The 11,966-nt window shown below is 59.3% G+C and carries 12 protein-coding genes; 11 read left to right on the plus strand and 1 reads right to left on the minus strand.

What is annotated here, in order from left to right; all coding sequences use genetic code 11:
* The first annotated feature begins 32 nt into the window (after positions 1-32).
* The 3 genes from EDC30_RS17860 to EDC30_RS17870 all read left to right on the plus strand — a co-directional run bounded on the left by EDC30_RS17860 (position 33) and on the right by EDC30_RS17870 (position 2,492).
* Positions 33-455, plus strand: a complete 423-nt coding sequence (locus tag EDC30_RS17860) for a hypothetical protein (RefSeq protein WP_132260225.1) — start codon at positions 33-35, stop codon at positions 453-455.
* Between the two features lie 98 nt (positions 456-553).
* Entirely contained in the window at positions 554-1,651 is a 1,098-nt protein-coding gene (gene zapE / locus EDC30_RS17865; RefSeq protein WP_132260226.1) for a cell division protein ZapE, read from the plus strand.
* 19 nt (positions 1,652-1,670) lie between these two features.
* Positions 1,671-2,492, plus strand: coding sequence for a hypothetical protein (locus EDC30_RS17870; protein WP_132260227.1), 822 nt, complete (start codon positions 1,671-1,673; stop codon positions 2,490-2,492).
* 97 nt (positions 2,493-2,589) lie between these two features.
* Here EDC30_RS17870 and EDC30_RS17875 read toward each other — a convergent pair whose 3' ends face one another.
* A complete protein-coding gene (locus EDC30_RS17875; protein WP_132260228.1) occupies positions 2,590-3,396 on the minus strand; it encodes a PP2C family protein-serine/threonine phosphatase in 807 nt (268 codons plus the stop codon).
* A gap of 124 nt (positions 3,397-3,520) precedes the next feature.
* On the opposite strand from EDC30_RS17875, the gene EDC30_RS17880 reads away from it, so the two are divergent.
* From EDC30_RS17880 to rlmD, 8 genes are all read left to right on the plus strand, one after another.
* On the plus strand, positions 3,521-3,727 hold the full coding sequence (locus tag EDC30_RS17880; RefSeq protein ID WP_132260229.1) for a YdcH family protein: 207 nt from the start codon (positions 3,521-3,523) through the stop codon (positions 3,725-3,727).
* 65 nt (positions 3,728-3,792) lie between these two features.
* Positions 3,793-5,832: a DNA repair helicase YoaA gene (yoaA, locus tag EDC30_RS17885; RefSeq protein ID WP_132260230.1), complete on the plus strand. Its 2,040-nt coding sequence runs from the start codon at positions 3,793-3,795 to the stop codon at positions 5,830-5,832.
* Positions 5,833-5,998: 166 nt separating this feature from the next.
* Complete coding sequence (gene surE, locus EDC30_RS17890; RefSeq protein ID WP_132260231.1) at positions 5,999-6,739, plus strand: 5'/3'-nucleotidase SurE; 741 nt, start codon at positions 5,999-6,001, stop codon at positions 6,737-6,739.
* Entirely contained in the window at positions 6,732-7,637 is a 906-nt protein-coding gene (locus EDC30_RS17895) for a protein-L-isoaspartate(D-aspartate) O-methyltransferase (RefSeq protein WP_132260232.1), read from the plus strand. Before surE ends, EDC30_RS17895 begins: the two co-directional genes overlap by 8 nt.
* A 46-nt stretch (positions 7,638-7,683) precedes the next feature.
* Positions 7,684-8,655 carry a peptidoglycan DD-metalloendopeptidase family protein gene (locus EDC30_RS17900; RefSeq protein ID WP_243656849.1) on the plus strand — a complete coding sequence of 324 codons (972 nt, stop codon included), beginning with the start codon at positions 7,684-7,686 and terminating at the stop codon, positions 8,653-8,655.
* Between the two features lie 36 nt (positions 8,656-8,691).
* The gene (gene rpoS, locus EDC30_RS17905; RefSeq protein WP_424446959.1) at positions 8,692-9,669 is read left to right on the plus strand and encodes an RNA polymerase sigma factor RpoS; all 978 of its coding nucleotides are present in this window, start codon (positions 8,692-8,694) and stop codon (positions 9,667-9,669) included.
* On the plus strand, positions 9,666-10,445 hold the full coding sequence (locus EDC30_RS17910; protein WP_132260235.1) for a 3'-5' exonuclease: 780 nt from the start codon (positions 9,666-9,668) through the stop codon (positions 10,443-10,445). Before rpoS ends, EDC30_RS17910 begins: the two co-directional genes overlap by 4 nt.
* Before the next feature lie 135 nt (positions 10,446-10,580).
* Positions 10,581-11,942, plus strand: a complete 1,362-nt coding sequence (gene rlmD / locus EDC30_RS17915) for a 23S rRNA (uracil(1939)-C(5))-methyltransferase RlmD (RefSeq protein ID WP_132260236.1) — start codon at positions 10,581-10,583, stop codon at positions 11,940-11,942.
* Positions 11,943-11,966: the final 24 nt, after the last annotated feature.

Raw genomic sequence — 11,966 nt, forward strand, 5'->3', positions numbered from 1 at the left:
GGGAAGTTTCGCAGGAAAGCCAAGGAGCCGTCATGCGTTATCTGATTCTCGCTTTGCCGTTGGCGCTGGCCGCCTGTGCCAGCACGGAGCCTGTCGCCGATAAGGGCATTACCGTGGAAACGGTCAGTCGGCAGCAGGTCATCAACGGCGCGGAGTGCGTGGTCAGCAATGGCAACGGCTCCTGGCAAGTGACGACACCCGGCACGGTGAATCCGGGCGGTGTCAACGGTGACCTGCGCGTGGTATGCAACAAGGCCGGTTACCGGACTTCCGAATTCCTGTTCCGGCCCACGAGCTATCCGGTGGCATCCTCGGGCAGCAGCCTGGGTATCGGTCTTGGTGGCGGCGGCCGCAACGTGGGGGGCGGCATTGGTTTCAGTCTGCCGATTGGCGGCAGGTCAGGCAATAATGGCAATTATCCTCCGCGCGTGACGGTGGAGATGACTCCCTTATAAAAAGCTTTCTTTCTCTTGTATGATGGGCGAGTGCGATCTCGCCCGTTTTTTTGCGCTTTCTGCCGGCAAAGCGTCTCATTGCAGTAAAGTCGAATTTGATGAACGTTCAGGAATTTTACGATCACGCGCTCAAGCAGCGCGGCTATTCGCCCGATCCGGCGCAATTGCGCGCCGTGGCGCGCCTGCAGCAGGCGTTTGATGAATGGAATAGTTACAAGGCGAACCGCTCCAGCAAGCTGAAGCGCCTGATCAACCGCCCCGAAGTGCCGCGTGGCGTCTACATGTGGGGCGGAGTAGGGCGCGGCAAATCCTTTTTGATGGATAGCTTCTATTCCGTCGTGCCGGTGGTGCGCAAGACGCGCCTGCATTTCCATGAGTTCATGCGCGGCGTGCATCATCAGCTCGACGAGCTCAAGGGCGTGGCCGATCCGCTCGATGAAGTGGCGCGCCGCATCGCCAAGAAATACCGCCTCATCTGTTTCGACGAATTTCACGTATCGGATATTGCCGATGCGATGATCTTGTATAACCTGCTCAAGGCCTTGTTCGACAATGGCGTGACCTTCGTGATGACGTCCAACTATGAACCGGACACGCTGTATCCGGACGGACTGCATCGCGACCGGATTCTGCCGGCGATCGCGCTGCTCAAGGCCAAGCTCGACGTGCTGAATGTCGATGCCGGCAATGATTATCGCAAGCGTTCGCTGGAGCAGGTGCAATCGTATCTGACGCCGCTGGGCGCCGAAACGGACCGGGCCTTGCGCCATGCTTTTGCGGCGATCGCCGAAACCGCCGACGAGGAACCGCGTATCGAGGTGGAGGGGCGCGAGATCCATACGCTGCGGCGTGCCGGCGGCGTCATCTGGTTCGACTTCGCTTCGCTTTGCGGTTCGCCGCGCTCGCAAAATGATTACCTTGAAATCGCCAGCCGTTTTCACACCGTGATTTTGTCCGGTATTCCGCGCATGGGCGCGGCGCAGTCTTCCGAGGCGCGCCGCTTCACCTGGCTGATCGACGTGTTTTACGACCGCAAGGTCAAGTTGCTGATGTCAGCCGAAGTGTCGCCGGAAGAGTTGTACACGGAAGGCATGCTGGCTAATGAATTTCACCGCACCGTATCGCGCATCATCGAAATGCAGTCGCGCGAATACATGGAATCGCACCGGCGCGACAATGCCGATGCCATCGCCTGAATCATCTGACAAGGAACGCATGACCATGGAAGCCTTCGGATTTTCGCGCATTCCGAGCGCATTGCTCATTGCTTTAATGCTGGCGCAGCCAGTGTGGGCCCAGCAGGACGGCAAGCAGGAGAGCGACACTAAGACGCAAAGCGTCCAGGCCAATTCGGACAGTCCCGAGCCGGCACCGTCCTCAGCCGCGCATAGCGTCCCCGCAATGACCGAGCGTTATCCGAAAGGCAGCATCAATTCTGACGAATTGGCAGAACAGGCGCAGGTCGATGCGCGCAGCCTGCGGACTGTGCTTGCAACTGAACTCGCCAATGCCAAGAGTGCCTGTTACGACCGCTTCTTCACCAATAGCTGCATCGACAAGGCGCAGGAAGAGTACCGCGGCGCCATCGCGGCATTGAAACCGATCGAACTTGAAGCCGGCGCCTTCCAGCGCCAGTCGCGGGTAGATAAGCGCGACCAGGCCCTGGCGGAGCGGCGCAAGCAGGAAGAGGCCGAAGCGCCTGACCGTTTGCGCATTGCCCAGGAAAACGAGCAAAAGGCGGCCGAGAAAGCGCAGTCACGCGCGCAGCAGGAAGCCGAGCGCCAAGCTCGTCAAGCCAGCGATGAAAAGCGCTTGGCAAATCCGAACGAGCGCATACAGCGCCACGAGGAGAAACTGCAGCGCTTGCGCGAGGATGATGCGCGTAAAGAGCAAGAGATTCCCGGTAACATCGCAGCGTACGAAAAAAAGCAGAAGGAAGCGGCTGAACGGCAAAAGAAAGTCGCCGAAAGAAAGGCAAAGAAGCAGGCCGAGCAGGAGGCAAAGCAATCCAAGCCGACCGAGCCGGCAGCGAAGTAGTCCGTCAGGCGTTTGCCGGCCGCTTCAGTGTTGTGACATAACTGAGGCGGCCGGATCAGGAAACTTCTTGCGAGGCGAAGAGAGTTTTGGTTGGCTTCTAAACCGCCCGACGCATTTTCTTGACCGTGTAGCTGCGCTCCGGCTCCGGTGGCGTGACCAGCTTGACGATGGCAAGCGTGCAATTATCCGCTACCGTACCCGCAGCCCGTTCGCGAGCTTTGCGGATCAGCATCTCGGACGCCTGGCGCGGCGAATTCATGGCAAGCGCCGCTCCGAGTTCGGCTTCCTTGAAATAATGCCACAGCCCATCCGAGCAGAGCAGGAAGGAATCGCCGGCTCGCAGCCCGTCGTGGCGGCCGATGGTGGCTTGCGGTTCATTGTTGGCCATGCCCAGCACGTTGACCAGGATGTTGGAAAGCTTGTGGTTCTTGGCGTCTTCGCGCTTGAGCTTGCCCTGGCTGATCAATTGCTCGACATAGGAATGGTCGGCAGTGCGTTCGGCAAAGTTGGGGCCGCTGAAACGGTACAGGCGCGAATCGCCGACATGCGCCCAGATCGCCGACCTGTCGGGTGTGATGACCAGGGCAACCATGGTGCTGTGCGGTTGCTTTTCCGCCGAGATGCCGGTCAGCTTGATGATGGTGTGGACTTCATGCGCGATCGTTTTCAGCATATCCTCGACCGTATCGGTCAAAGGAGAAAACAGATCGAAATTCTGCTTGGCTGTTCGGATAACCTGTTCGGCCGCCATCGCACCACCGCTCTTGCCGCCCATGCCATCGGCGAGAACCGCCATGATGTAGCCGGGCGCCTTGGGCGCGGAAAAGAGAGCAGCGCGGTCCTGTTGTTCCGACCGGTCTCCTATGTGCTGGGCTGTGCCTGCTTCAATCTTGTATTGGCTCATACCTCTGTGTAGATTACACTGCTCATTGGCAATAGCCATATAGTACGGAATAATCTTCACATGCGCCAAGCATGGAGGAGGAAATAGTGAAATATTGTGAATTTTTTGCCTGAAAAGTAACAGCATGAGCAAATCCTCCCTGGAAGATATTCAACGCCGCATCATCGAACTGGAAGTGGAGCACCGTGATCTGGATGCAGTGATCGAGCGGCTGTCACAGGATGTGCGGCAGGATGACTTGCAATTGCGCCGCCTGAAGAAGCGCAAGCTACAATTGAAAGACCATATTACATTGCTGAAAATGCAATTGATCCCCGATATTCCAGCTTGAATGTGCTGTCTGCTTCCGGCATTCGGCAGCGGCCAGGCCGGTTCATACAGTGACATAGAAATACCTTGACTCAAGAAACTCCCATATCCGGCGACACCGGCACCCACGACCAGGAAGTCGAGCAGTTATTCGATGCCGCAGGTCTGCTGGGGCAGGCTGTGCCGGGCTTTCATCCGCGCCAATCGCAAACCGAAATGGCCAAGGCGATCGCCGACGCGATTGCGCGCCAGGCCAGTCTGATCGCCGAAGCCGGAACCGGTACGGGAAAGACCTTCGCCTATCTGGTGCCGTCCCTGTTGTGGGGCGGGAAAGTGATTGTCTCCACCGGTACCAAGAACCTGCAGGATCAACTGTTCCTGCGCGATATTCCCACCGTGCGCAAGGCCTTGAGCGCGCCGGTGTCGGTCGCGCTGCTGAAAGGGCGCGCCAATTACCTTTGCCATTTTCACCTGGAGCGCACGCTGCAGAACGGTCGGCTGACCTCACGCGAGGATGTCGGTTACCTGCGCGAGATCTCGCGCTTCGCCAAGACCAGCAGCACGGGCGACAAGGCGGAGCTGTCGCGAGTGCCCGAAACCGCGCCGGTGTGGAACCTGGTGACGTCGACGCGCGACAACTGCATGGGCGCGGAGTGTCAGTATTACCAGGATTGCTTCGTCATGAAGGCGCGCCGCGAGGCGCAGCAGGCTGACGTGGTAGTGGTGAATCATCATCTTTTCTTCGCCGACGTGGCGCTGAAGGATACCGGCATCGCCGAACTGCTTCCTTCGGCAAATACGATTGTCTTCGACGAAGCCCATCAGCTTCCGGAAACCGCATCGCTGTTTTTCGGCGAAACCGTCTCGACCGCGCAGGTAATTGAACTGTGCCGCGACGTGCTGGCCGAGGGACTGGCGCATGCGCGCGATGGCGCCGACTGGTCGAAAGTGACCGGACAGGTCGACCGCGCCGCGCGCGACCTGCGCCTGACGTTTTCACAGGATATCGTGCGCCTGGCGGTCAATCAGATCGCGCCATCCAGCCCGTTTTTCCCGGCGCTCGACAAGCTCCTCGATGAACTGGACGACATGATTGCGGTGCTGCAGGCGCAGGCAGAGCGCGCCGAGACCATCGAGCAGTGCCGCGTGCGCGCGCATGAACTCTCTACCAAGATCGAGGCCTGGAAGACTGCCAGCACTGCGGTTTCAGGCGAGGCCGCCAAGGATCTGGATGCGGTGCTGTGGGTCGAGGCGTTTACCTCGTCGCTGCAGCTGCACAAGACGCCGCTATCGATCGCCCCGATCTTCGCCAAGCAGCGCGAGGGTACGCCGCGCGCCTGGATATTCACGTCGGCCACGCTGGCGGTGAAAAACGATTTTCACCACTATGCTTCGCAAATGGGCTTGTGGGATGCACCGGCCCGCACTTGGCCGAGCCCGTTCGACTATGGTAATCAAGGCTTGCTGTATGTGCCGACAGACCTGCCGCAGCCGAATTCGCCCGGCTACACCGATGCGGTGATCGACGCCGCGCTGCCGATGATCGAGGCAGCAGGCGGACGCACCTTCCTGTTATGCACCACCATCCGCGCCGTCAATCGCGCGGCGGAACGCTTGCGTGCCGAGTTCGAGGCGCGCAAGCTGCCATTCCCGTTGCTGGTGCAAGGCGAGGCGGGACGCACCGAATTGCTCGACCGCTTTCGCAGCAGCGGCAACGCGGTGCTGATCGGCAGTCAAAGTTTCTGGGAAGGCGTGGACGTGCGCGGCGATGCGCTATCGCTGGTCATCATCGACAAGCTGCCGTTCGCGCCGCCCGACGACCCGGTGCTGGCAGCGCGTATCGAGGCGCTGGAGCGAAAAGGCTTGAACGGCTTTGTGCATCACCAGTTGCCGGAAGCCGTCATCACCCTTAAGCAGGGCGCCGGACGTCTCATCCGCGACGAGAAAGACCGTGGCGTATTGATGATTTGCGATCCTCGCCTGATCTCCAAGCCATATGGGCGGCGCATCTGGCAAAGTTTGCCGCCATTCAAGCGCACCCGGGTTGCTGCCGATGTCCACGCATTCTTTTCCGGCCAAGCGCAACCGATTCCTGTAGAAGAGGAAGAGTCCGCGCAGCCGGATTAAGCGGAATGCGATAAATAATTTCCCGAGAAGTTGAGAGTATTCCGATGCCGCAAAGCGTCGGGTGACCATGAAAGTCGTGTTGTCAGCTTTCGTTCATTCAGGCGTGGCAGGATGATTTCCTTGAAACATAGGCTGAATACGGTAATGCTTCAGGTAAAATTTACTTATGAAAATTCTTGTCAGTAACGACGATGGCTATCTGGCGCCCGGCATCAGTGCCTTGGCAGAAGCTTTGGCGCCGATCGCCGACATTACCGTCGTGGCGCCGGATAGCAATCGATCGGGATGCTCCAATTCCCTGACGCTGGACCGGCCCTTGTCGGTATTCAGGGCAGCGAATGGTTTCTATTTTGTCAATGGTACGCCGTCGGATTGCGTGCACATTGCCTTGACCGGCGTGCTGTCCGAAAAGCCGGACCTGGTCGTTTCCGGTATCAACCAGGGACAGAACATGGGCGACGATACGCTGTATTCAGGTACGGTGGCCGCAGCGACGGAAGGCTACCTGTTCGGCATACCGGCGATTGCCTTCTCCCAGGTGGAAAAGGGCTGGAAGGAGCTGGATGCCGCCGCGCGCGTGGCAAGGGAAATCGTCCTGCGGCGTTTCGATGCCTTGCAAAAGCCCTATCTGCTGAATGTGAACATTCCCAATCGGCCTTACGAGAAGCTCGGCAAGATCCTGCCGACCAGGCTGGGCAAGCGGCATCAGTCGGAAGCCGTGATTCGCGCTCATGACCCGCAGGGCAGAGAAATTTTCTGGATCGGCCCGGCTGGCGCTGCCAAGGATACCGGTCCGGGGACGGATTTTCATGCGACCGCCGCGGGCCATGTATCCATCACGCCGCTGCAAGTCGACCTGACTCATGTCGCGCAACTCGATGCGCTTGCCGGGATTTGCCATGACTGAGAAGACCAAGCGCTTTCCGCTGACATTGTCATCCGTGGTGGAAAAGCAGGGAGCAGCGAAACGCCGCCCGGGCGAAGCGGCGTCGAGTCAGACTGCTGCGCGTAACGCCGTCGAGCTTGGCAAGCGAGAGCTGCCCAATACCGCTTCGTCAAAACCGGTGGCCAAGCCGGTTTCGCCATCCTTGACGACGGCTGCCAGATTGGCAGGGGCGAGCGCTGCTGTGCCATCCGCTTCGACTGGCACGCGCGCTGCGCCGCTGGTATCGGAAGGGGTGCGCAAGGCGATGGTCGAGCGCGTGGCAAAACAGGGAGTGCGGGATACCAAGGTCCTGGCCGCCATGATGGAGGTGCAGCGTCATCTGTTCATGGAGCCGGGTCTGGCCAGCCAGGCGTATATCGATGCGTCGCTGCCGATCGGCTACCATCAGACCATTTCGCAACCGTACATCGTGGCGCGGATGATCGAGATCATGCGCGCTAATCGCCTTGGCGGCGAACTTAACCGCGTGCTGGAAATCGGCACAGGCTGCGGCTACCAGGCAGCGGTGCTATCGCTGGTCGCCAAGGAAGTGTTTTCGATCGAGCGCATCAAGCCGCTGCATGAACTGGCCAAATCGAATCTCCGGCCCATGCGGATCGCGAATATTCGCCTGCATTACGGCGACGGCATGCTCGGCTTGCCGCAAGCGGCGCCATTCGACGGTATCATTCTGGCGGCGGCCGGTCTGGAAGTTCCGCAGGCCTTGCTGGAACAACTGACGATCGGCGGGAGGCTGGTTGCGCCTGTCGGCGCGCGACACCAGGTGCTGCAATTGATCGAGCGGACAAGTCAAACCGAGTGGACCAGTTCGACGCTGGAAGCCTGCCACTTCGTGCCGCTTCGTCCCGGCACGGTATGAAGGGAGTATGCATTTGCAAACCATGAAATCAAAGAGAACTACAACGATGCGTCTGGTATTACCGATTACCCTGGCAGCGCTGCTGGCGGCTTGCGCCTCGTCGCCGCGTTCGCCGGCCCCTATCGTCGACAAGACGGCGCGCACCGATAGCCAGTCGTCGGCTGTCGCCAGCGGCCCGAGGAAGATGGATAGCCATGGTAACTACACGGTGAGGAAAGGCGATACCCTGTTCCAGATTTCTCAGGATTTCGGCCAAAACATGCGCGACCTGGTTGCATGGAACAACCTTGCCAGCGCCAACGATATCCAGGTCGGACAAGTCTTGCGCGTGACATCAAACGGTGTTCCAGCTTCTACGGCTGCCACCGGTTCGGCTGCCGTGCCTGCGATCGAAGTCAGGCCGCTGAACGCGCCGCCGTCAGCTGCAAATGCGGGCACTGCCGCTTCTAATACTGGCACAGCTGCCGCCAACGTACCGCTCAAGACCGGGCCACGCGGCGACAAGAAGCCGTATTCCGATGCCGCGCTGGCCGAACTGCAAAAGCCAGACACAGTAACATCGACGGTTGTCCCATCTCAGACAGTAACCAAGCCAACGGAGAAAGCCGCAGACAAGCCGGCCGTCGCGGGGGGCAATATCAACGACGAGGACGCAGGCATTTCCTGGATTTGGCCAGCGCAGGGCAAAATTCTTGGCGGATTTGACGCCGGCCGGAAAGGAATCGATATTGGCGGCAAGACGGGCGAGCCTGTACTGGCCGCTGCAGGCGGCAAGGTGATGTACGCAGGCAGCGGTATTCGCGGCTATGGCAATCTTGTTATCGTTAAACATACCAATAACCTGTTGTCCGCCTATGCGCACAATAAAACCATCCTGGTCAAGGAGGGTCAAACTGTGAACAAAGGCGACAGAATTGCAGAAATGGGTAATACTGACGCCGATGCGGTCAAGCTCCATTTTGAGATTCGTCAGCAAGGAAAACCGGTCGATCCAGCAAAATTCCTGCCCAACCGATAAATGACACGAAGCCCTCGTCCCCCGCTTGATGATGACATGCAGCCGGATGACGCATCCGACATGCCCATCGATCTCACTGAGCAACAGGCCGGCGAGGGCTTGGAAGACGGCATCATCACTCCTCGCGTAGCCGAGGTCGACACGGTCGATGAACTCAAAACAGTGCTTGCTGCCGAACTTTCGACCGACACCACTCAACATTACCTGAACCAGATCGGCGCTCGCCCGCTGCTGTCGGCAGCCGAAGAAGTGCATTACGCCACGCTCGCCAAGCAGGGTAACTTCGAGGCGCGGCAGAAAATGATCGAGCATAACCTCCGCCTCGTGGTCTCGATCGCCAAGCATTACATCAACCGCGGCGTTGTGCTGCTCGACCTCATCGAGGAAGGCAACCTCGGCCTCATGCGCGCCATCGACAAGTTCGAGCCCGAGCGCGGCTTCCGTTTCTCTACCTACGCCACCTGGTGGATCCGCCAGAGTATCGAGCGAGCCATCATGAACCAGGCGCGTACCGTGCGTCTGCCGGTGCACATGGTGCGCGAACTGAACCAGATCCTGCGCGCCAAGTACCACCTGGAAGCGCAGCACCGCGATGGCAAGGACGCCACTGCCGAGGATATCGCGCACCTGGTCGACCGGGCGGTGGAGGATGTGCAGGATATCCTCGCCTTGTCGGAGCACGCCACGTCGCTCGATGCGCCGCTCGAAAATGACCCGCAGGCCAGCCTGATGGACATGCTGCCCGGCGACGCTGCCGATAGTCCCGACTCCCGCGCCGAACTCGGCGAAATGGTGGCCAAGGTGCGCGACTGGCTCGGCAAGCTGCCGGACAAGCAGCGCATCGTCATCCTGCGTCGCTTCGGCCTCGACAATGACGACCCGGCCACGCTCGAAGAACTGGCCGATGAAATGGGCGTGACGCGCGAGCGGGTACGGCAAATTCAACAGGAAGCTCTCATCAAACTCAAACGCGCATTGACCTCGAACGGGGTTGGAAAGGATGCATTGTTGTGACCCCGATCATGGTGTTCGACATCGAGACGATTCCCGATGTCGATGGCTTGCGCCGTTTGCATGGCCACCCGGCCGACATGAGCGACGCCGAAGTGGCGGAACTGGCCTTCGCGGCGCGCCGCGAAAAGACCGGTTCGGATTTTTTGCCGCATCATTTGCATCGGGTCGCTGCCATATCCTGCGTGTTCCGCGACAAGGAAGGCTTCCGGGTCCGTTCGCTGGGAACGCCGGAAGACGGTGAAGCCAAGCTGGTCGGCGATTTCTTTCGCGTGATCGACCGCTATACCCCGCAGCTCGTGTCCTGGAACGGCGGCGGTTTCGATTTGCCGGTTTTACATTACCGCGCACTGCTCAATGGCGTCGCGGCGCCGCGTTACTGGGAAATGGGTAACGAGGATCGCGACTTCAAGTGGAACAATTACATCAGCCGCTACCATACGCGTCACCTCGACTTGATGGATTTGCTGGCGATGTATACCGGGCGCGCCAATGCGCCATTGGATGATCTTGCCAAATTGTGCGGCTTTCCGGGCAAGCTGGGCGTGGATGGTTCACAGGTCTGGACGCTCTGCCAGGAAGGGCGCCTGAAGGAAATCCGCGACTATTGCGAGACTGACGTCGTCAATACTTATCTGATGTATTGTCGCTTCCAGATGATGCGCGGGGACATGAGTTACGACGCCTATGCCTATGAGCTGGAACTGGTGCGTTCCGTACTGTCGAAGATCGACAGTCCTCACTGGTCCGAATACCTGGATGCCTGGCCGGCTCCCTGAGCCTCAACCAAGCCTTAAACACAAGTCATCCGCCTGCAGCACCATTCCGGGATGCCTTCCCGGGCGGATTGCTTTATCATGTCGGGCCATTGCGCGCCCCTTGGCGGCGTCTTATCCAGTTTTGCCGATTTATCTATGCAGTCCAATATTATCGATATCGAATCCCTCGACATGGAAGGCCGCGGCGTTGGTCATTTGATCAATGAAGACGGCACGCCGGGGAAGGTCATTTTCGTCGAAGGCGCGCTGCCTGGCGAACGCGTCACCTATCAGTCATTCCGCAAGAAGCCGAAATGGGAAGCTGCCACAATGATGGACCTGGTGCAGGAGTCGTCGTTGCGCGTCAAGCCTAAATGCCCGCACTTCGGCATCTGCGGCGGTTGCTCGATGCAGCACCTCGATCCTGATGCGCAGGTCGCCATGAAGCAGCGCGTGCTGGAAGATAACTTCAAGCACCTGGCCAAAGTGCAGGCCGCGACGATTCTCCGGCCGATTTACGGACCGACCTGGGGATACCGTTACCGTGCGCGCATCTCGGTGCGCAACGTCGTCAAGAAGGGTGGGATACTGGTCGGCTTTCATGAGAAGCGCTCAAGCTTCATCGCTGATATGAAGACTTGCGACATCCTGCCTCCCAACGTGTCAGCCTTGCTGGTGCCGCTGCGCGAACTGATCGGCTCGCTATCGATTTGCGACCGCATGCCGCAGCTTGAACTGGCGGTCGGCGCGGGCGAACAGGAAAATGTCACCGTGCTGGTGATGCGCAACATGGAGCCGTTGACGCCAGATGACGAGGCAAAACTGAAAGCCTTCGCCGACCTGCACAAAATCCACTGGTGGCTGCAGCCCAAGGGGCCGGACACGGTCTATCCCTTCTATCCTGCGGATTCGAAGCTGGAATACGTGCTGCCTGAATTCGGCATCCGCATGCCGTTCAAGCCGACCGATTTCACCCAGGTGAATCACCAGATCAACCGCGTGCTGGTTTCGCGCGCCTTACGTCTCCTGGATGTGCAGCCGCAGGATCGCGTGGCGGATCTCTTTTGCGGGATCGGCAATTTCACCCTGCCGCTGGCGACGCAGGCGCGTGAAGTCATGGGCATCGAAGGCAGCACGGCGCTGACGGAGCGCGCGCTGCAGAACGCTGAATTCAATGGCGTGGCAGCCAAGACGACATTCCAGTGCCGTAACCTCTTCGAAGTCAGTGCGGAAGATATCGCCGCACTGGGTAAATTCGACCGCATGCTGGTCGACCCGCCGCGCGAAGGGGCGCTGGCTGTCTCGCTGGCGCTGGCGGAACTCGCCAAGACACGGCCGGACATGCTGCCGAAACGGATTGTCTATGTTTCCTGCAATCCGGGGACACTGGCGCGCGATGCAGGCGTCCTGGTGCATGAAGCAGGATACGTGCTGCAGAAGGCGGGTGTCGTCAATATGTTTCCGCACACCGCGCACGTCGAATCGATCGCCGTGTTCGACTTGCCGGAACAGGCTTAAGCGGGATAATGCCGCTCATGGAGA

The organism is Paucimonas lemoignei, assembly GCF_004342585.1.
GTDB lineage: Bacteria > Pseudomonadota > Gammaproteobacteria > Burkholderiales > Burkholderiaceae_D > Paucimonas > Paucimonas lemoignei.

Bases quoted from the DNA above. Each gene is read 5' to 3' on its own strand.
- EDC30_RS17875 (WP_132260228.1), bottom strand. From the start codon at position 3,396: ATGAGCCAATACAAGATTGAAGCAGGCACAGCCCAGCACATAGGAGAC.
- rpoS (WP_424446959.1), top strand. From the start codon at position 8,692: ATGCAGCCGGATGACGCATCCGACATGCCCATCGATCTCACTGAGCAA.
- surE (WP_132260231.1), top strand. From the start codon at position 5,999: ATGAAAATTCTTGTCAGTAACGACGATGGCTATCTGGCGCCCGGCATC.
- zapE (WP_132260226.1), top strand. From the start codon at position 554: ATGAACGTTCAGGAATTTTACGATCACGCGCTCAAGCAGCGCGGCTAT.
- EDC30_RS17860 (WP_132260225.1), top strand. From the start codon at position 33: ATGCGTTATCTGATTCTCGCTTTGCCGTTGGCGCTGGCCGCCTGTGCC.
- EDC30_RS17870 (WP_132260227.1), top strand. From the start codon at position 1,671: ATGACCATGGAAGCCTTCGGATTTTCGCGCATTCCGAGCGCATTGCTC.
- rlmD (WP_132260236.1), top strand. From the start codon at position 10,581: ATGCAGTCCAATATTATCGATATCGAATCCCTCGACATGGAAGGCCGC.
- EDC30_RS17900 (WP_243656849.1), top strand. From the start codon at position 7,684: ATGCGTCTGGTATTACCGATTACCCTGGCAGCGCTGCTGGCGGCTTGC.
- EDC30_RS17895 (WP_132260232.1), top strand. From the start codon at position 6,732: ATGACTGAGAAGACCAAGCGCTTTCCGCTGACATTGTCATCCGTGGTG.
- EDC30_RS17880 (WP_132260229.1), top strand. From the start codon at position 3,521: ATGAGCAAATCCTCCCTGGAAGATATTCAACGCCGCATCATCGAACTG.